We start from the raw sequence: 20046 nt of genomic DNA on the forward strand, positions 1-20046 counted from the left end.
GTCATTATATTGACCTATATGCAAGATTGTTTGACCCCGGCGCAAAGCTGGGCCAGCGGAGGACCCATGACGATGGCGGTGCGCAAATCGAACGGGGCAAAGACCGAACCCGAACGGGTCGATGGCCGCCGAGCCCGCAGCCGGTCCAGCCACAAGCGTATCGTCGAGGCGATGATGGAATTGATCGTCGGCGGCGACCTCGCGCCCAGCGCGGCGCGCGTCGCCGAAGAGGCAGGCATCGGGCTGCGCACCGTGTTCCGGCACTTCGACGATATGGACTCGCTCTACGCCGAAATCACCGCGACAATCACCGACCGCGTGATGCCCCTCGTAACGGCGCCCTATCCCGACCAGCCGTGGCAGGCGAATATTCGCGAACTCGTCCGGCGGCGCGTCCGCGTGTTCGAAACGACGCTGCCCTTTCGCCTCGCGGCGAACATCAAGCGATATCAGTCGCCCTTTCTGATGGGCCAATATGCCAAGGTGGTGATGCTCGAACGCGAGTTGATCCTGCGCCTATTGCCCGGCACGGTGCTGACCGACCGGATCCATGTCGAGGCGCTGTGCGCGGCGCTGTCGTTCCAGACCTGGCGGACATTGCGCCACGACCAGGGCTTGTCGGCCGAGGAAGCGGGGACGGTAACGATGCACATGGTCGATGCGCTGATAAATACGATCGGCAAACGGCCTTGATGCCGATGCGGACAACGTTCCTGTCGGCGGCCCTGCTCGGCGCGCTGGCGGCCTGCGGCGAGGCCAAGAAACCCAAGGCCGTCGACGCGGCGGCGCCCGCGTGCCCGGCGATGCCGGCCGAGGATTATGTATGGGTCCCCGGCGCGACCTTCGCCATGGGGGCCGAAGCACGGCTACCCGAGGAAGGCCCCGCGCGCGAAGCTCGCGTCCCCGGATTCTGGATCGCGACGCACGAGGTCACCAACGCCGAGTTCGCCGAATTTGTGAAGGCGACCGGATACAAGACCCTCGCCGAGCGCGACCCGCCAAAGCTGCCCGGCGCGCCGCCCGACATGCTGATACCAGGATCGGCTGTATTCACGGCGCCGACCGACGGCAATCCGAACTGGTGGCGCTGGGTCGTCGGCGCCCAGTGGAGGCACCCCGCCGGGCCAGCCACGGACATCAACGGGCGCGGCCGCGAACCCGTGGTCCAGGTCGGTTATGACGATGCGCTCGCCTATGCCCAGTGGAAAGGCAAGGCGCTGCCGACCGAGGAGCAGTGGGAACTCGCCGCGGCGACCGGCGGCGCCGACCGCAACGTCCCTGTCGACAAGGCGGGCAAACCGCTCGCCAATTATTATCAGGGCGCCTTTCCCGTACGCGACCTTGGCTCCGATGGTTTCACCGGCCGAGCACCGGTCGCCTGTTTCCCCGCCGACCGGCACGGCGTCCACGACCTGATCGGAAATGTGTGGGAATGGACGACGAGCAAGGCGGGCGGCGAAAGCAACGTCATCAAGGGTGGCAGCTTCCTGTGCGCCGCCAATTATTGCGCGCGTTACCGCCCCGCCGCGCGCCAGTTCCAGGAGCGCAGCCTAGGCACCGATCACATCGGCTTTCGCCTGATCGATACGGCGCGCGTGGCGCCGGCGACGCCAGCTCCAGACCAGGGCTGACAGCGCCAGTACGATCCCGCCCGTCCAGAGGCCAAGGCGGATGAGCCGTTTTCGCCCCTGCTGTTCGAAGGCATAACGATTGATCTGTTCGTCGGCGGTATAGCCCGGCGGCATGTCAAGCACGCCATTTGCCTTTGCATAGGCACGATAATCAGCGCGCATGGCGGCAAAGCGATCGGGCTCGGCGGCGGCGAGATCACGCGTTTCCCCAGGGTCGAGCTTGAGGTTGTACAGCCGCCAACGGCCATCGCCGGTCGGCGCAAGGTTGCGCACCAGCTTGTAGTCGCCCCGGAACAGGGCGGCATTGCCGGAAAGCTCATAACCCAGCGGGGCGTCGCCATGGACGCTGCCCGTCGCACCTTCCAACATCGGCACCAAGCTGCGCCCGGTGACGGGTTCGACCGCCTTGCCCTGCCACGCGCCGCCGTGACCCCGCGCGCCGCTCAGTTCGATCAGAGTAGGCAGGATATCGGTAACATGCGCGAGACCGTCGGTGATCGCGCCGGCGCGAATCCTTGCATTGCCCGGCCACGCGACGATCAGCGGAACGCGCAGCCCGCCTTCGGACGCCGTGAACTTGTACCCGGAAAGCGGCGATGCCGCCGCACTCGCCCAGCCGGGACCGATCGCGGAGAAACTGCCGCGGCGACCGATGTTGGCGATCGCAAGATCATATTGCATTCCGAGAAAAAGGCGATTGCGTAGGCTGCCGAACGGGTTGGTGGGTTCGGCGCCATTGTCCGACAGAAAGACGAAGATCGTATTTTCGTAGTCGCCGGTGGCTTTCAGATGCGCGACGAGCCGGCCGACCTCGCGGTCCATCGCGGTCGCCATGCCGCCATAGGCCTGCATCACGCGCACCGCCGCCGCACGTTCGTCGGCATCCAGTTTCCTCCAATCGGGTGTCGTCGCCATCGTCACCGTCGGCACCCCCGCGGGCGTCATGCCGAGCACCGCAGCGCGTTTCGCCCGCGCTTCGCGGAGCGCGGTCCAGCCATCGCTGTACATCGCCGAATAGCGGGCAATGTCGCTGTCGGGTGCTTGCACCGGGATATGGTTGGCGAGAAAGTTGATCGAAGCGAGGAAGGGCTTGCCGCTGTTGCGGTCCTCCTCGATATAATCGATCATCCGTTGCACGACGAAGCGCGACGAATAATAATCCTTCGGCAGCGTCGCGGGCTTGCCATTCTCGGTCCAGTTCGCCTTATCGTACAGACCCTCAATCGGGCGCTGTTCGAAATTGTCGGCGCCAGCGTCGGCAAGGCTGAACGCCCGGTCGTATCCGCGCGCGTGCGGCAGGCGCCTAGCGTCGCTGCCCAGATGCCATTTCCCGGTGAGATAGGTGCGATAGCCCGCCGCCTTCAGAAGCTGTGCGATCGTCACGACGCGAAAGTTCATTACCGTGTCGTAACCGGGCTTGCCGCGATGTTCGTCGGGGATCGTCTCGGGCATGTTGCCGAGCCCGTTGCGATGGTTCATCACGCCCGTCTGCAGCATGGCACGCGTCGGCGAGCAGGATCCCGCGACGTGGAAATTCGAAAAGCGCATCCCCGCTTGCGCCAGCGCGTCGATGTTGGGCGTCGCCATTTCAGAGCCGAACGAACCGACGTCCGAAAACCCCCAGTCATCGGCGAGCAGAATGACGATATTCGGCTGTTTTGGCGCCGGTTCCGCCGGTCGCGCGTGCACAGGCAGCAACGCGATCATCGCGCCGGTTGCGATGATGGCAGCACGCCGGGACCCGCCTAAGCGACCCGGCATTTAGTGATCCTCCTGCGTACTGCCATCACTCCCCCCTCGGGATATGACACTTACTATGCCAATATATTGGCGAGTCAATGGGCAGTCGGCGGGTTCGAATACCTCAACGCTCGCGATATTCCGGCGCGCGCTTTTCCAGGAAGGCCGCGAGCGCCTCGCGGTGATCTTCGGTCGCCGACAGGATCACCTGCTGACGATCCTCGATCGCCATCGCGGCGTCGAGGCTTTGCGCGTCGATATTGAGATTGAGCGCCTGTTTCGACAGCCGCAGCCCGTGCGGGCTGGTCGCCAGCATCTCGTCGGCGAGCGCGAGGCCGCGGTCCAGCAGCGCGTCGTCGTCGACAATCTCGCTGACCAGCCCGGCGCGCAGCGCGCGGTCGGCATCGATGAAGCGTCCGGTCAGAATCATCTCGGCCGCGAGGCTGGCGCCGACCAGCCGCGGCAGGAAATAGCTCGACGCCATGTCACAGCCGCCGAGGCCGATGCGGATATAGGCGGCATTGCAGCGAAACGAGGGCGCGGCATAGCGCACATCGGAGGCGAGCAGCAGCGACAGCCCGCCGCCGCACGCGGCGCCGTGCCCGAGTGCGATCACCGGCTGCGGGCAGGCGCGCATCTTGCGATAGATATTGCCAATGCTGGTCTGGGTACGCAGCGTGCGAAGCACCGGCGTCTCGTCGCTCGACCGGTCTTCCTGAATGTCGAGACCGGCGCAGAAACCACGCCCCGCGCCGCGCAGGATCACGACGCGAACATCGGTGCGTTCGGCAAGGCCGCCGAAATAGGCATTGAGTTCGTCGACCAGCCCCTCGTTCAGCGCGTTGAGCCGTTCGGGCCGGTTGAGCGTCGCGATTTCGACCGCGCCGCACGCCTCGACCAGCAGTTCGCTCACAGCGTCTGCCCGTCGTCGACCGTGATCACGCTGCCGGTGATGCCGAGCGCGGCGTCGGAGCAGAGCAGGAGCAGCGGCGCATGTAGGTCGCTCGGCGGGCGCATGCGCTGGCGCGGGAAGCTTTTTACCATCGCCGCGCCAACATCGCTGTCGAACAGTTCGGCGGTCATTTCGGATTCGAAATAGCCGGGCTGGATCACGTTGACGCTGATCCCGCGCCGTGCCCATTCGCGCGCCAGCGCCTTGCCCAGATGGCGCACCGCCGCCTTGGTCGCGCCATAGACCGAGGTCGCCGGGAAAATCTTTTCCGCAGTGATCGACCCGATCAGCACGATGCGGCCGTTCTGCTTTTCGCGGCTGCCCGCCTTGTCGAGCCGCTTGGCCCCTTCGGTCGCAGTCAGGAACACGCCGCGGACATTGGCCGCGAGCAGGAAATCGATCTCTTCGACCGAAAGGCCCATCGCCATCTTCTCCGTCGCGACGCCGGCGTTGGCGACGATCGTATCGACGGTGCCGAATGCCGCTTCGGCCGCGTCATAGGCGGCCTTGGTCGATTCTTCGTCGGTGACATCCATGCTGACCGAGATCGCTTTCCCTCCTGCCGCCTCGATCGCCGCGACCTGCTCCGCGAGCTTGTCAGCACGGCGCGCGGCGAGCACGACGTTGGCCCCTGCGGCAGCGAGCGCCTTGGCGAAGCCCGCGCCGAGGCCCGAGGAGGCGCCGGTCACCAGCGCCACGCGTCCCGTAAGATCGAATTTCGGCTGCTCCGCCATCGCATTCCCTTTCCTTCGTTTGCTATGCATTGGTCCCGATTGACGTTCACGTCAACCAAGCGGACAGTGGAGGCGAAAAAGTGCAAAAGAGCTGTTGACGAGCAGATTTTGTTCTCTTAATGTTCCATCCGTGCACGACGAACCTCATCCCCCGCCGCGGCTGCCGAGTGTGGCGGGTGGGGGATAAAGGTCACCGCGTATCGGTGGGCTTCACAATATATCGATCACGATCCTCGATCGGCACATTGCCCTGGATCAGGTGGCGGCTGGCGTAGACGCCGGCGCAGATGTCGATATCGAACCGTTCTTGGTCGCGCCGCCGCGTATCGTCCATGATGTCGCCGATCGCCTGTTCATCAACCTCGAGCCGCCGCAGCGCTTCTTCCGCCATAACCAGCGCGGATTCGAAGGTTTCGCGTATCTGGTAATCGGCGTTGGCATGCACGAGCTCGATCGCATGTTCGCGGTCGAACGCACGTGCCAGCAAAGGAGTATGCGGAAACTCCGCCTTCACCAGTTCGACGATCTTGAGCGTCGTTTCGCGATCGTCGGTCGCAACGATGATCATCCGCGCGTCCTCCGCTCCCGCAGCATGGAGGATGTCGAGCCGGGTCCCGTCGCCATAATAAATCTTGAAGCCGAAAGCCATGGATTCGCGAATGGCGATCGTATCGGTATCGATCAGCGAGATCGAACAGCCATTGGCGAAGAGCGGCTGGCTGACAATCTGGCCGAAGCGGCCGAAACCGATCATCAACACGCTGGCGCTGAGATTTTCCGCAACATCGAGGTCGTCGGCCTTGTCCTCAGCGCGCGGCATGAAACGGTCGTGCAGGATGACCATAATCGGGGTCAGGACCATCGAAACGATGATGATCGCTGTCAGGATCGCATTGCTCGTCGCATCGATGATCCCGACGCCGGCCGCTGCGGAATAGAGGACGAAGGCAAATTCACCGCCCTGCGCCATCAGCACCGCGCGCTCCGTCGCCTCGGCATGGCCGCTCTTGAACAACCGTGCGACGGCATAGATGACGATTATCTTGAGCGTCATGTAAGCCGTGACCGAGATCGCGATAAGGCCCAGATTGGCGGCGACGATATCGAGGTCGAGCGCCATGCCGACGCCGAGGAAGAAAAGACCGAGCAGCACGCCGCGAAACGGCTCGACATCGGCCTCGAGTTGGTGGCGGAAGGAGGATTCGGAGAGAAGTACGCCGGCGAGGAAGGCCCCCATCGCCATCGACAGCCCCGCCAGTTGCATCGCAAGCGCGGCGCCGAGAACGACGAGCAGCGCCGCAGCGGTCATCACCTCGCGCGCCTTTGCCCGACCGAGCAAGCGGAACATCGGATCGAGCAGGTAGCGGCCCGCAAGGATCAGGCCCAAGATCGCGCCAAGGCCGATGGCTACCGAAATCAGCCGGTCGATCGTCGACACGGCCTCGCCGCCGGGCGCGAGAAAGGCGGTGAGCGCGAGCAGCGGCACAATCGCCAAATCTTCGAGCAGCAGGATCGCGATGATCCGCCGTCCTTTGGGCTGGCCTATCGCGCGCCGCTCGTCGAGCATCTGCATGACGATCGCGGTCGAGGTCAGTACGAAACCGGTGCCCGCGACAAAGCTCGCCGCCACCGGATAGCCGAGCGCGAGCCCGACGCAGATGAGCAGCGCGATAGCCCCGCCGACCTGCGCCGCGCCGAGCCCGAATATCTCGCCACGCATCGCCCACAGGCGCGACGGCTGCATCTCCAGCCCGATGATGAAAAGGAACATGACGACGCCGAGTTCAGCGACGTGGAGGATCGTCTGCGCGTCCGAGAACAGCGCCAGCCCGAACGGGCCGATCGCAAGCCCCGCCGCAAGATAGCCGAGCACCGAGCCGAGCCCCAGTCGCTTGAACAAGGGAACGGCGATCACGGCGGCCCCAAGCAGGATGACGATCGGCAGCAAGTCGAAACCGTGCGCTGCGGCTTCGGCCGCATGGGATGCTGTTTCGGCGGCCACGATTTTCCCCTCGATCCAGTCGTCGGCCTTCAGCGTGCCCGCAAAGACGTTCGGGAATCAAGTGGCAGGAGCATTCCTAATCATATCCGGCCGTGCGGCGAATGCCCCGCGCCGCGGGAGGGTCGGCAAGTTCGACGACATGAACTTCGGGCCCCGAACTGATGCCCGGCACGGGCCGCGCCACCAGCCGCAACCGCCCGCCCTCGAGCAGTCGATCGTAACGCCGCAACGCCTCGCGATAATGGACAGGGTCGGCATCGTAGCGAATATGGTTGGTCACGACCGCAAAATCGGCACGGCAACTGTCCAATCGCGCCATATCGACATGGCCGACATCGACGATCGCGCCACCCTGTCGCCGGTCCTCGACGTCCGATTGGCTGATCCGGCCCGCGAGCATGTCGTGCACATCGACACAGCCCGCCGATCCCATCGGGTAGAGCAATTGCCAGGGCTCGTCCAAAAGATCGAACGCCGGATGTTCGATCAAGATCCGGCTGCCCCCCGGCGCGTGATCGCGAAGCCAGGCGGAGGCGATCTGGCGTGTGTCGTGCCGCCTGCCTGCCGCCTCCAGCCGCTCGGTCGCCACCATCGGGATCAGGAGCAATCCAAGCGCGACGGGCAGCGCGATCCGGGCGCGCGGCGCAGGCAGCACGTCAGCCATGGCACATAGGGCCCGTGCCGCCGCAAGCGCGGCAAAAGGCAGCAGCGGGACGATCCATCTTTCCCAGCGCAGCGACTGCGCCGCGACGACGCCAAGGAAGATCAGGCAGAAAGGCAGGATGACCCACGCCCAGCGTCGTCGATCGCCCGCACCCCAGATCAGCCCGCCGCCGACGAGCAGCAGGCCGCCGATTCCCAGCGACGAAAAGAACGGCCCGGCGATGTACCAACCCAGATTGTCGAACAGCCCGTCGCCCGTCGCCCCGGGATGCAGCGGCCGCGCCTCGCCCGACAGATTCCGCAGAACGGTGGCATGGTCGATGAGCAGGAACGGCGAGACGATGAAAAGGGTCGCCACCGCCGCGAAGCCCGAAAATGCGAGGTCGCGCCATTCTGCCACGCCGGATCGCCGCCGACAAAGGTAAGCGCCAATCACCGCAACGCCGATCACCGCACCCGGCCATTTCGTTGCGCAGGCAAGCCCGGCAAAAAACCCGGCAAACAGATAGTCACGGCGGCGGCCGTCGCGTGCGATCGCCAGCGCCGACTGTGCGCAAAGCAGCATGAACAGGCTGGCCTGCACGTCGGTACGGACGATCTGCGAATATTCGACTTGGACCGCATTGACCGCGAGGATTGCGGCTGCGACGAGACCGACCCGATCGCCGCCAAGCCGCTTGCCGAGCCGCCAGGTCATCCAAACGCAAGCAACCCCGAACGCCACCATCAGCAACCGGGCGGGCAGGAAGACGATACCCGGATCGGTGTAGACCGCCGCGGCGAAGGCGTCGAAATCGGCGAAACGCCCGGTCAGGATGCCGAGGCCGCCGACGAGGAGGACGACCAGCATCAACGAATAGAAGGTGATGGTGCCCGGATGTCCGAACCATCCGGGGTCGAGCGTCGATTTTGAGAGCATTTCGACTGCCGTCGCCATGAACAGCGGTTCGTCGGCGTCGTTGAGCGCCGGAAGGCCAAAGCCGACACCGTCGAGACGCAGCAGGACCGCGACAAGCAGGATCAGGCACAAGCCCGCCGGCCCGGTGAGGACCTTCCAGGGCGAATTGCGGGCTGTGGGCGTCGGGTCCGTCATGCTGTCGGGACCTAGACGTGGAGCAACGATGCAAACCGTAATTTTGGCCGGCGGCCTTGGCAGTCGCCTTGGTGAGGAGACCGCCATCAAGCCCAAGCCGATGGTGGAAATCGGCGGGATGCCGATCCTTTGGCATATTATGAAGATTTATTCCGCAAGCGGATTCAACGACTTCGTCGTATGCCTCGGCTATAAAGGCTATTTGATCAAGGAATTTTTCGCCAATTATTTCCTCCACACGTCAGACGTCACGATCGACCTGCGCAATGGCAATGGCATGGAGGTGCATCATGCGCGCAGCGAACCCTGGCGGATCACGCTTGTCGAAACGGGTCCGACGACGATGACCGGCGGACGGCTCGCCGCGATCCGCCCCTATCTCGATCCCGACGAGCCCTTCTGCTTCACCTATGGTGACGGCGTCGCCGATATCGACATTTCGGAGCTGGTCGATTTCCATCGCACCCACGGGCTGCGCGCCACCGTGACGTCGGTCACCCCGCCGGGACGGTTCGGCGCGCTCGCCTTCGACGGCGACCGCGTCACCGATTTCCGCGAAAAGCCGATGGGCGACGGCGGCCGGATCAACGGCGGCTTCTTCGTCGCCGACCCTTCGGTCCTCGATCTGGTCGACGGCCCCGAAACGGTCTGGGAAAGCGGTCCGCTCGAACAGCTCGCGCGCGGCGGCGAATTGATGGGTTATCGCCACGAAGGTTTCTGGCAGCCGATGGATACGCTGCGCGACAAGCTCTTCCTCGAAGACCTCTGGAATAAGGGCGAAGCGCCGTGGAAGCGCTGGTGAGCGCCGCATCGGCATCGCTGTGGGCCGGGCGCCGCGTCCTCGTGACCGGTCACACGGGCTTCAAGGGAAGCTGGCTCAGCCTGTGGCTGCATCATATGGGGGCGAACGTCACCGGCTTTGCCCTGCCCCCGCCGACGCAGCCCAGCCTGTTCGAGGCAGCGCGCGTTGGCGAACTCGTCCGCCATGTCGAAGGCGATGTGCGCGACGCCGCGGCGCTGCGCCGGACCGTCGAAGACTGCGCACCCGACGTTATCTTTCACCTTGCCGCACAGCCGCTCGTCCGCCTGTCATACCGCGAGCCCGTCGAAACCTATGCGACCAACGTCATGGGCACGGTCCACCTGCTCGACGCCGCGCGGCAGGCGGCGGGCGTCAAGGCGATCGTCTGCGTCACCAGCGACAAATGCTATGAAAACCGCGAATGGGTCTGGCCCTATCGCGAAAGCGACCCGATGGGCGGCCACGACCCCTATAGCAACAGCAAGGGCTGCGCCGAACTCGTCGTGTCGGCGTGGCGCAGCAGCTTCTTCGACGTCGCGGGACCGCTCCTCGCCTCGGCGCGCGCCGGCAATGTCATCGGCGGTGGCGACTGGGCCGACGACCGGCTGATCCCCGACCTGATCCGCGCGCTGGCATCGGGCACCGCACCGCTGATCCGGTCGCCCGCTTCGGTGCGTCCCTGGCAGCATGTGCTGGAGGCGCTCCACGGCTATTTGATGCTCGCCGAATATCTGCTCGCGGGTGAGCGGGCCTTCGCCGGCAGCTGGAATTTCGGTCCATCCGACGAGGATGCCCGGCCGGTGTCGTGGATCGTCGAGCGGCTTCAGGCGGCATGGGGCGATCATCGGGCCGCGCTCGCCGCCGGCGGGCCGCAGCCGCACGAGGCCACGCTTCTGCGGCTCGACAGTTCCAAGGCGCGCGCCGAACTCGGCTGGCGCCCGGTGCTGCCGCTGGCGACCGCGCTGGAATGGATCAGCGAATGGCACAAGGCGGTCGATGATGGCGCCGATGCGCGCGCGATAACGCTCGCGCAGATCGATCGTTATATCGGACGGCAAGGGCTGGGCGGGACGGCGCGGGCCGCGGCTTAGGATGCGCCGCGGTCCCGAAAGGTGACGCGGTTGTGCCAGAACCAGCTGCCGATCACGAGGATGATCGTGAAGCCGAGCTGCGCGACGATCGGCGATATGCCGCCAACCTCAACCAGCAACGGCAGCGCCGCCCAGTTCGCGGCATAGTTGAACAGGTAGAAGCTCGCGAAGGCGGCAAATTCGCGCAGGATATTGCCGCGCGTGCGGAATACGCCGAGCTTATAGGTCGTGAAGGCGAAGCAGAGACACACGATCTGCGCGATCCCCAGCGCGGTCATATAATGGGTGCGGAACAAGGGCACCGCCCAGAGCAGCAGAGGATAGAAGGAGAGCCCGAACAGCGTGTTCAGGCCGCCCGCGACGAGGAAGCGCAGCGGCCGTCCGAGCGGAACCACGCGGCCGAGCATCGGCTCAATCCTCGTCGATCAGCGCGATGCGCATATTGTCGGCCAAAATCTCGCGCGGCAGGAAGGGCGACAGGTCCTCGAGCGCGGGCGACGTGATGCGCCCGTCGGGATGCTGTTTCGCGCCCAGCTTCGGCGCAAAGGACACATGTTCGTCGACGACGATCTCGCAGAATGCCGGGCCGTCGACCGCCAGTGTCGAGGCGATCGCTTCCGCAAGGCCCGCATGCGTGTCCGTGCGGACATAGGCAAAGCCGAACGCCGCAGCGATCTTGGCGAAATCGGGGAAGGTCACATTGCTCTTGGGACCGCCGCCGACCTCCACCCCGTTGAAGAAATTACGCTGCGTCTGGAAAATCGAGACATAGCCGCTGTTGTTGATCAGGATGACCTTCACCGGCAGGCCGTAGCCCGCGATCGTCTGCATTTCCTGCAGGTTCATCATGATGCTGCCGTCGCCGGCGATCGCGATCACGCGCTGCTTGCCGCCGGTCGCGGCGCAGACGCCGATCGCAGCGGGCAGGTCATAGCCCATCGTCGCGCAGCCCGAATTGGTCCACAGCCGCTGGCCGGGGCGCAGATGCGCCGCCTGGAACCCGATCACGCACGCGCTGCCATTGCCCGTAACGACCACGTCATCCTCGCCGAGCTGCGCGAACAGTTCGTCCATCGCGACATAGGGATGCACAAGCTGGTCATGCTCGCGATATTCGGGAAGCACGGCAGGGAAACGCCGCACCCGCTCGCGCGCCCAGCCGAGCCATTCGGTGTGTGCCGCAGTCGGCCCCGCATAATCCTGCGCCAGCAAGGCGGGGATCAGGTCGGCGAGGTCGGCGACCACCGGCATGTCGGGGACGACATTGGGCTTCGCGAGTTCGACCGGATCGATATCGACCCAGATCTTGTATGCCGCGCGCGCAAAACTTTGCCAATTATAGCTGACCTGCCGGATGTTGAGCCGGCTGCCGAGGACAAGCAAAAGGTCAGCGCTCTGCGTTACCATATTGCCGCCGCGATCGCCGACCGTGCCCGGCTTGCCGCAGTTGAGCGCATGGTCGGTCCACAATGCATCATGCGCGTTCCAGCCGGTGACGACGGGAATGCCCAGCCGCTCGATCAGCGTCAGGAATTCCGCATGCGCGCCGCTCAGGCGGACGCCGCTGCCGGCAAAAACGACCGGACGTTCTGCCCTGGCGATACGCGTGAGGATTTCGGCGGCGGCGGCATCGACATCGGTCGCTTTCCACGGCTCGTCGAGTTCCGCCGGATCGAAGCCGGGGAGCAGGTCGTCGGGGTCGATCTTTGCCGCCTGTACGTCGAGCGGAATGTCGAGCCATACCGGACCGGGGCGGCCGCTCGTCGCGAGATAGATCGCTTTTTCCAGATGAAAGCGGATCGACCGCGGATCGGTGACCATCGTCGCATATTTGGTGATCGGGCGGATCAGTTCCTCGATGTCGAGTTCCTGGTCGCCATATTGGCGGAGCGGCAGGCCGGTGTGGCGCACCGTGGTTTCGGTCTTCACCTGCCCCGAAATCACCAGCATGCCGATCGAATCGACGAAGGCGCCGTAAACGCCGGTGATCGCATTGGTGCCGCCGGGCCCCGAGGTGACGTTCACCACCGCGAGCCGGTTGGTCAGGCGATAATAGGCCTCCGCCGCCATCGACAGCGCCTGCTCGTGATGCGTGAAAGTCGTCGTGAGTGCAGGATGCGTACCGAGCGAATGGTTGAGGTGCATCGCCCCGCCGCCGGTCAGCATGAAAATGTCGGTGATGCCTTTGTCGGCGAGCGTCTGCGCAACCCAGTCGGAGAGCTTGATCTGGCTCATTTTGTCCATCCATTGAAAATTGCGGTGCGGCGGATCGCCGCATCGAGGGAAACGGTCGGCGCGACCCCGAGCGTGTCGCGGATCAACGCGGTCGACGGGACGTAGCGCCCGGGGTTCCAGCCGGCATCGGCGCGGCCCATGATCTCGACGCCGGGGCCGCCGAGGACCGTGGCGGTGCGCCGCGCGAGATCGGCGATCGACACGGCATCTTCCGACCCCATGTTGAACGTCGCGCCCCGCGGCGCGCGAAGCAGCGCGAGCCACAGCCAGGCGGCGAGATCGGCGGCGTAGAGATAGGATCGCACCGCGGTGCCGGCGCTTTCGATCCGGATCGGTCGCCCGGCCATTGCGTCGCGGATGAAATTGCCCGCGGCGAAATGGATATCGAGCGACAGCAGCGGGCCGAGCAGGGCAAAGATGCGCGACGTCACGATGTCGAGCCCGAACTGCCTGCCATAGATGGCGCATAGCAGCTCGGCGGCGCGCTTGCCTTCGCCATAGGCCGATTTGGGATCGCGCGGATCGGGGCCGCCCATCCAGTCTTCGGCGACATGGCCGACGTCCCATGGCTGGGCGCCATAAACGGCGCCGGAGCTGAGGAACAGCACCCGGCCCGCATCGCGTTCGACCGCCAGATCGAGAATATGGCGGGTGCCGGAAACGATCGTGTCGAACATCCGGCGCGGATCGTTCGCATTGAGCGCCGCGCTCGCGTCGGTCGCTGCGTGGACGATATGCGTGAACCGGCCCGGGGGTGGCGAAAAATCGGCGACATCGCCGGCGAGAAACGCAAACCGCCGCGCCAGATGCGGAGCGCGCGCGGCAAAGGCAGCAGGGTCGCGGCTGAGGATCAGGACGTCGGCATCGACCTCCGACCGCGCCAGCGCCTCGAGCATCCAGCGACCGATGAAGCCGGTGCCGCCGGTCATCAGGATGCGCGCGCCGGCAAGCTGGTGCCAATAGGGCGCGAGCTGCCCGTGGATCGCTGCGAGATCTTCTTCGAGGATCATGCGGGCACCAGCCCGAGCAACGGACGGTGGGCGCGGTGCGCGCGCACCACGTGGACGATGCTGTCGAGCGCGAGCGCCCAGACAATGAGCACGACCAGCCCCGGCCGGATGAAATGCCCTGCGGTCAGCCCGAAGCTCGCGGTAACGGTGCGCTCGCCCAGCCAGCTGTTGCTCGTGACGTCAAGCACGGTGGCGAGCGGCCAGTCACCAACGAGGCAGAGGAGGTAGGCCGCGACGATGGCGATCGCGGGCCCGGCGCCCTTCCACGGCTCCATCAGCACGAGGAACAGCAGGAACAATTGCGTGTAGCCGCCGGGCGACTGGGTGACGAGATAGGCGCCGAGCAAAATCGCGGCGATGCGGTGCGCGGGCAGCGCGCGCGGCTGGAGCCACGCCGCGGCGAGGGCGGCCAGCGCGATGAGCTGCGTCAAACGAATGACGATCGGCACCAGAAACTCGATCGTTTCGACAAGGCGCGACGGAACGAATTGCAACAACGGCATTTCGAGCATGCGGAACATCATGAAGGGCGCGTAGCTGGTCGAATAATTGACCTCGTTCCACACCTGCGCGCCCTGGAACACGACCCAGTTGGCGGTATTCGATGCGAGCTCCATCGGTGTGCCCGAACCCACCAGCGCCAGCGTGACGAGATAGAGCGCGACGGTTGCGATCCCGGCGGCCTCGAGCGGCCGCCAGTCGCGCTTTACCGCATGCGCGAGCATAGGCAGCACCAGATAGGGTTTGAAATTGATCGTCACCGCTGCGGCGAACCAGCGCCATGGCTTTGACGCGGTGACGGGACCATGCGCGATCATGAAGAAGGCGAAGGCGACAAGGATGAGATTACCGCGTTCGACCGTGAACAGCATCGGCAGCCCGAGCGCGACCGCGATCGTTCGCATCGGCGCGGTGCGGCGGTCGAGCCGGCGGAAACAGATCCACGCAAGCACGATATCGACAAGGTAGAAACCATAGATCGTCGTCCGCGCCAGCCAGTCGCAATCGCGCGCGTGAAAGGACGACTGAAGATAACAGCCCGGCAGGCTCGTCGCGTCGAGGAAGACGAAGGAAAGCGGCGGATAGATGCTCCGCCAGACGTCGTAAATGCCGCGATTGTTCGCCCAATAGGCAGTGTTGAACCAATCCATATAGGTATCATTGGTGTCGAACACGAAGGGCTGCGGCAGGTAACCGAACTCGAGGAAAAAGCGCAGCGTCCAGCCAAGGCTGGCGATCACGCCGAGCGCGAGCAGCATTTCCGCGGCGAGCGGCAGCAGGCGAGCGCGCGGCGCGGTCACGGGCGGCGGATGAGCGTGCGCGAGGCGGGGGCCACGCGATCGACCGGGAAATTGATCCGCTCCTGCTCGATTACCAGCGGCACGTTACGGCTGCGCTCGGCGAGCATCCGTACTTGTTCGCCGATCAGGCCGAGGAAGAGCAAAAGCACGGCAAAAAGCCCCACGCCCAGCGCGAGTGCAAGCAATATCCAAACCGGGCCGTCGACCGCGAACGCCACCGCCGCCGCAACCATAAGCGCCAGCGCGAGCAGGCCGATGTAGAGCGACAGGAACAATGGCAAGCGAAGCAAGGATTTCGCCGACCCCGCGACGCCCGACAGCGCGAAGGAAGCGAGCGCCATAACACCATTTTTGCTCTCACCCGCCGCGCGTTCGGGCCGGTCGAAGGGTACGAGCGCCAGCCGGAAACCGCCTTCGACGACCATGCCGCGGAAAAACGGCTCGGGCTCGTTCCACGCGGCGAGCGTATCGATGACCTCGCGGTCGAACAGGCCGAAGCCCGTTGCGCCGGGGATCACCGGATAGTCGCCGAAACGGGCGAGGAAGCCATAGCCGATGTGGCGGACGGCGCGCAGCAGCAGCGACGCCTTTTCCGACCGGCGCTGCCCCAGCACGACCTGCGCCCCGCCACGCCACTTGCGCAGGAATTCACCGATCAGCGCCGGCGGGTCCTGAAAATCGGCGCACATGCCAATCACCGCCCGCCCCTCAGCCTGGTAAAGCCCATAGGTCGGCGAACGCATCTGGCCATAGTTGCGGTTGTTGAGGATCACCCGGATGCGCGGGTCGGAGGCGCACAGGTTGCGCATGATCGCGCGCGTGCCGTCGGTCGACCCGTTGTCGATCAGGATGATCTCGTGGCTTTCGGCATGACCGATCGCTTCCGTCGTCACCGCCTTGCAGATCGCGGCGACGTTCTGCGCTTCGTTGAAGCAGGGGATGACGACGGACAGCTCGGGTATGTCATGCGCCGCGGTCACGCCGCCGTATCCTTTGCCCGCCCGGCGAACAGGCGGATTCCGGTCGCCGGGGCATAGATTTCGGTGAACAGTGCCGCGAGGATTGCGAGGGCGAGCAGCGCGGCGGCGGCTACATTATATTTGCGGTCGGCATCGAGGCGCGGCGCCTCCAATATCTGCACATTCGCGGCCGTCTCCCCGGCGAGCGTTTCGACCGCGACCTCTTCCGACGAGCGCGCGTACACGTCGTACAGCGCCTGCGCGAAGCGATAGTCGCGATAGCGGTCGAGATATTCGCCCGACACTTCGCCAAGCCCGGCGACGTTGGGGCCGGCGGGGCCCGTGCCCGCCTCAGCGCTGCGCGCAACCTGCGAACGAAGCGCCGCGACTTCGGACTGGACCGCCATCAACTGGGGATTTTCCGGTCCCTGGAACTTCTGCAGCGTCTGCAGTTCGACCTGCTTTGCCTGCAATCGGGCCTCGAGCCCCGCACGCACCGACAGCGCGGCGCCGAGTTCGGCCTGCGGTTCGGCGAGCCGGTTGCGGCGACGAAAGTCATTGAGCGCCTTTTCGGTAGCGACGACGCGGTCGGCTGCCTCCTTGAACCGCTGCGAGACGATGGCGCGTTTGCGCTCGACGCGGTCCTTGCCCAGCGCGACAATGCGATCGCTGATGGCGTCGACATAGGCGCGGGTCAGTGCCTCGGCCTCCTCCTTATCGCGGGTGCGCACTTCGACTTCGATGATCCCGCCGGTCAGCGAATGGACATCGACCTTTTTCGCAAGCGCGACGCGCGCGCCAGTTACCGACGAATAGCCGCCCGGTCCGACCAGCTTGAGCTTGCGGATCACCGCACCGCTCACCTCGCCGCTGCGCCCGACCGCGAGATACATGTCGGTCTGCTGCTTCGCGCCGCCGAACAGCGAAGCGAACCCTTGCAACTGCCCGCCGAGCGCATTCATCATCGACCCTAGGCCGATGCTGTTATTGTCCTGCGGCAACAGCTTGGCACGCGCAACATAGGGCTGCGGAAAGACCGTCAGCAGCGCGAATACCAGCATGGCGAGCGCGTAGGCGCGGCGGCGCATGAGCGGATCGCCGACGAACGCGGCGGCGCGCCCGCCGAGCATGTCGCCGCGGCTCATTTCGAGATCGCCGCGATCGACGCAGCGCCCACAAGCCCGCTGAACAGCGTGCCCGTAATGTCGCGCAGCCGCGCCCAGAACTCGCCGCGGTCGGCATCGATCGGTACATAGACGAGGTCGCCGGGGAGCGCCGGTGCGCGAAGCGCCCGCTTGCCGCCCGCCAGCACGGTGCCGTTGGCGCGCACGACGAAGATCTCGCTCTTGTCGCCAACCTTCTGGACCCCGCCGGCCGATTTTACAAAATCGCCGACCAGCGCGTCGTCGCGCCAGGCGAAAGAGGCCGGGCTCGGGACGGCACCGAACACGCCGACCGTCACCGGCCGCGCCGGGATATGAACGACATCGTTGTTCTCGAGGATCAGATCGCCCGGCAGCGCAGCCGCATCGACCGGCAGGTCGAAGACAAGCCGGCCGTCGGGTTCGCGGCGGCGGAGCTGATCGACGATGCTGTTGATCAGCGCAATATTGCCCGGCTGGGCGAGTTGCGCACGGTTGACCGAGGTGACGGGCTGCGCGGCGAGCAGCAGTTCGACATCGTCGATCGCGCGATCGTAACTCAGCCGCTGCTGATGCTTGACGCTCTCGCGCGTGATGACACCCGCATAGGGAAAGGCTTCGGCGGTCAGCCCGCCCGCTTCCGCCACGACGTCGGCCATCCGCGTCCCCGGCTGGACATAATAGCGGCCGGGACGCGCGACTTCGCCGCTCAGCGTCACGAGCACCGGCTGTTGCCGCAGCGGCCGCGCGATGCCGACGTGCGACAGGACGCGAACGACGTCGCCGCGCCGCGCCTTCGTCGTCCCCGCGTCGCTCGCGGACACTTCGCGCCAGCCGGCATCGCCGCCGTTCATCCCGTTCAGCACCATCAGCCGGCTGTTGTCGGCGACCGTATTGACGCCGCCGGCATAGAGGATCGCGTCGGTCAGCGTTTCGTCGGGGGCGAGTTCGAAGATCGCCTGACGGTTGACGCTGCCGATCACCGCCACCTCTTCGCCCGCGGGGGCGATATAGATGACGTCGCCGTTCTGGAGCACGGCATCGCCGCGCTTGTCGCCTTTCAGGAGCAGGTCGTAGAGATCGAAATCCGAAACCAGCTTTCCGCCGCGCCGGAGCTGGATCGAACGGAAGCTGCCCCCTGCCGCCGGACCGCCCGCCGCGAGCACCGCGTTGACGAGGGTCGACAGGCTGCTTGCCGTATAGGAGCCGGGGCGGGCAGCGAAACCCGTGACATAGACGGTGATGCCGTGCTGGCGCCCGATCGCGACCTCGAGGCTGAAACCCCGATATTGGCGCGACACCTGCCGCTCTATCACGCCGTGCAAGTCGCCATAGCGCACCCCGCCAACAACGATCGCACCGACGCGTGGGACGAAAATCCGCCCCTCGCCATCGACGACGAGCCGAAGTCCCGATGCCTGGACCGACCCGGTCATGCCGAGAAGCAGTTCATCACCCGGATTGATCCGGTAATCGGGCGGGATTGCGGTCGTCGGCGGCGCAGTGAAATCGCGCGCCGAAGGGAAGAGCAGTTCAGAGCCGAAACGGCGCAGCCGCTCGCCCGTGAGCGTCGACACATAGGTTTCGAATTCGCTAGGCGGCGGCGCATCGGTCGGATCTTGCTCGAGGCCGGCTTTCCTGCGTGGTTCGGGCTGCTGCGGTGCTTCGCCGTCGAGAACGGCGGGCGCGATCGCGGGAACGTCGACGGGTGAAACCGCAACCTGCTCCGCGGCGCGGCGCTGAGCGACGTCGCCCTGCGCGGCGGGATCGACCGGTAATGCGAGCTGCGCTGCCGACGGCACCGAGATCGAAAAGGAAGCGGCAAGCCACCCCGCCGCGAGCAGCGTCAGGCCCTTACGCATAAAAACTGTCCTCCCGATCGGCCAGCCCCGCGGCCGGGTCGCATATCAAGGTGGCCGCCATGTCCCACAGCTTCGCATCGGCAGCGGCGAGCACGCCCTTGCCGAGACCGCCGACGCGATAAGGCGTGCCGTCCCAATGGGTGATCTTTCCGCCTGTCTCGGCCAGGAACAACGCGCCGGCGGCATGATCCCACGGCAGGATACGCTGAAACAGCGCAATATCGTCTTGTCCCAGCACCAGCCGGACATAGCTTTCGGCGGCACAGCGCGGCACGGGCTGGACGTCGAGCGTCCGCGCAGCGAACACATGCAACGCTTCGCGGCGGTCGGGGGGCAGGAAATGCGAACCGAGCGCCGCGCGCGGAGGCAAGCGACGGCCGCGACGACCCGACACGGGCACCGGCTGGCAGTCGCAGGTCGCGCCCTTGCCGCGCCGCGCATGACAAAGCCGGCCGCTGGGCGGGTCGAATATCCAGCCTTCGACCGGCTCGCCATCCTCGACAAGCGCGATCATCATGCCGAAGGGGAAACGCCCGGCGGCAAAATTGGCCGTGCCGTCAAGCGGGTCGATCAACCAGACCCGCCCCTCCCCGACGCCGTCGAGCAGGTCTGGGTCGCGGCTAACCGCCTCCTCGCCGACGATGCGGGCACCGGCGTCCAACGCCGCGAGCCCCGCGTACAACCGCGCCTCGGCTTCGCGATCGGCGACGGTGACGATCTCGCCGGGCGTTTTCTCCACGACTTCGCCGGGGGCGAGCGAGCGGAAGCGCGGCATGACCACGTCAGCCGCGACCTTGCGCATCAATGTCGAGACCTGTTCGCCGAACAT

General features: G+C 65.6%; 17 protein-coding genes. 4 read left to right on the plus strand and 13 right to left on the minus strand.

The window, feature by feature from the left end; all coding sequences use genetic code 11:
• The first annotated feature begins 66 nt into the window (after window positions 1–66).
• Both ATE71_RS09610 and ATE71_RS09615 read left to right on the plus strand, forming a co-directional pair.
• Window positions 67–693 carry a TetR/AcrR family transcriptional regulator gene (locus ATE71_RS09610; RefSeq protein ID WP_058803289.1) on the plus strand — a complete coding sequence of 209 codons (627 nt, stop codon included), beginning with the start codon at window positions 67–69 and terminating at the stop codon, window positions 691–693.
• The gene (locus tag ATE71_RS09615; protein ID WP_058803290.1) at window positions 693–1631 is read left to right on the plus strand and encodes a formylglycine-generating enzyme family protein; all 939 of its coding nucleotides are present in this window, start codon (window positions 693–695) and stop codon (window positions 1629–1631) included. The genes ATE71_RS09610 and ATE71_RS09615 overlap by 1 nt, the downstream gene beginning before the upstream one ends.
• Here ATE71_RS09615 and ATE71_RS09620 read toward each other — a convergent pair.
• The 5 genes from ATE71_RS09620 to ATE71_RS09640 all read right to left on the minus strand — a co-directional run bounded on the left by ATE71_RS09620 (window position 1551) and on the right by ATE71_RS09640 (window position 8815).
• Window positions 1551–3392, minus strand: coding sequence for an arylsulfatase (locus tag ATE71_RS09620; RefSeq protein ID WP_058803291.1), 1842 nt, complete (start codon window positions 3390–3392; stop codon window positions 1551–1553). The two genes, ATE71_RS09615 and ATE71_RS09620, sit on opposite strands and share 81 nt — an antisense overlap.
• Window positions 3393–3495: 103 nt before the next feature.
• Entirely contained in the window at window positions 3496–4284 is a 789-nt protein-coding gene (locus ATE71_RS09625; protein WP_058803292.1) for an enoyl-CoA hydratase/isomerase family protein, read from the minus strand.
• The gene (locus ATE71_RS09630; RefSeq protein WP_058803293.1) at window positions 4281–5057 is read right to left on the minus strand and encodes an SDR family NAD(P)-dependent oxidoreductase; all 777 of its coding nucleotides are present in this window, start codon (window positions 5055–5057) and stop codon (window positions 4281–4283) included. The genes ATE71_RS09625 and ATE71_RS09630 overlap by 4 nt, the downstream gene beginning before the upstream one ends.
• Before the next feature lie 190 nt (window positions 5058–5247).
• Window positions 5248–7059 carry a monovalent cation:proton antiporter-2 (CPA2) family protein gene (locus tag ATE71_RS09635; RefSeq protein ID WP_058803294.1) on the minus strand — a complete coding sequence of 604 codons (1812 nt, stop codon included), beginning with the start codon at window positions 7057–7059 and terminating at the stop codon, window positions 5248–5250.
• A gap of 76 nt (window positions 7060–7135) precedes the next feature.
• The gene (locus ATE71_RS09640) at window positions 7136–8815 is read right to left on the minus strand and encodes an ArnT family glycosyltransferase (protein WP_058803295.1); all 1680 of its coding nucleotides are present in this window, start codon (window positions 8813–8815) and stop codon (window positions 7136–7138) included.
• Window positions 8816–8843: 28 nt separating this feature from the next.
• Here ATE71_RS09640 and rfbF point away from each other — a divergent pair, with 28 nt between their 5' ends.
• Both rfbF and rfbG read left to right on the plus strand, forming a co-directional pair.
• Window positions 8844–9617: a glucose-1-phosphate cytidylyltransferase gene (rfbF, locus tag ATE71_RS09645; RefSeq protein WP_058803296.1), complete on the plus strand. Its 774-nt coding sequence runs from the start codon at window positions 8844–8846 to the stop codon at window positions 9615–9617.
• Entirely contained in the window at window positions 9602–10708 is a 1107-nt protein-coding gene (rfbG, locus tag ATE71_RS09650; protein ID WP_082665164.1) for a CDP-glucose 4,6-dehydratase, read from the plus strand. Before rfbF ends, rfbG begins: the two co-directional genes overlap by 16 nt.
• Here the strand turns inward: rfbG and ATE71_RS09655 are convergent.
• The 8 genes from ATE71_RS09655 to ATE71_RS09690 are packed head-to-tail and all read right to left on the minus strand — an operon-like array spanning window position 10705 to window position 20046.
• Complete coding sequence (locus ATE71_RS09655; protein ID WP_058803297.1) at window positions 10705–11115, minus strand: GtrA family protein; 411 nt, start codon at window positions 11113–11115, stop codon at window positions 10705–10707. The two genes, rfbG and ATE71_RS09655, sit on opposite strands and share 4 nt — an antisense overlap.
• A gap of 4 nt (window positions 11116–11119) precedes the next feature.
• Window positions 11120–12943, minus strand: a complete 1824-nt coding sequence (locus ATE71_RS09660) for a thiamine pyrophosphate-binding protein (RefSeq protein WP_235587980.1) — start codon at window positions 12941–12943, stop codon at window positions 11120–11122.
• The gene (locus ATE71_RS09665) at window positions 12940–13953 is read right to left on the minus strand and encodes an NAD-dependent epimerase/dehydratase family protein (protein WP_058803299.1); all 1014 of its coding nucleotides are present in this window, start codon (window positions 13951–13953) and stop codon (window positions 12940–12942) included. Before ATE71_RS09665 ends, ATE71_RS09660 begins: the two co-directional genes overlap by 4 nt.
• On the minus strand, window positions 13950–15254 hold the full coding sequence (locus ATE71_RS09670; RefSeq protein ID WP_235587981.1) for a hypothetical protein: 1305 nt from the start codon (window positions 15252–15254) through the stop codon (window positions 13950–13952). The genes ATE71_RS09665 and ATE71_RS09670 overlap by 4 nt, the downstream gene beginning before the upstream one ends.
• Entirely contained in the window at window positions 15251–16234 is a 984-nt protein-coding gene (locus tag ATE71_RS09675) for a glycosyltransferase family 2 protein (RefSeq protein WP_058803300.1), read from the minus strand. Before ATE71_RS09675 ends, ATE71_RS09670 begins: the two co-directional genes overlap by 4 nt.
• Window positions 16231–17358 carry a capsule biosynthesis protein gene (locus ATE71_RS09680; RefSeq protein ID WP_058803301.1) on the minus strand — a complete coding sequence of 376 codons (1128 nt, stop codon included), beginning with the start codon at window positions 17356–17358 and terminating at the stop codon, window positions 16231–16233. Before ATE71_RS09680 ends, ATE71_RS09675 begins: the two co-directional genes overlap by 4 nt.
• Window positions 17355–19217 carry an SLBB domain-containing protein gene (locus ATE71_RS09685; RefSeq protein WP_058803302.1) on the minus strand — a complete coding sequence of 621 codons (1863 nt, stop codon included), beginning with the start codon at window positions 19215–19217 and terminating at the stop codon, window positions 17355–17357. The genes ATE71_RS09680 and ATE71_RS09685 overlap by 4 nt, the downstream gene beginning before the upstream one ends.
• Window positions 19210–20046, minus strand: a complete 837-nt coding sequence (locus tag ATE71_RS09690) for an inositol monophosphatase family protein (protein ID WP_058803303.1) — start codon at window positions 20044–20046, stop codon at window positions 19210–19212. The genes ATE71_RS09685 and ATE71_RS09690 overlap by 8 nt, the downstream gene beginning before the upstream one ends.

The organism is Sphingopyxis sp. H115, assembly GCF_001468465.1.
Taxonomy (GTDB): Bacteria; Pseudomonadota; Alphaproteobacteria; order Sphingomonadales; family Sphingomonadaceae; genus Sphingopyxis.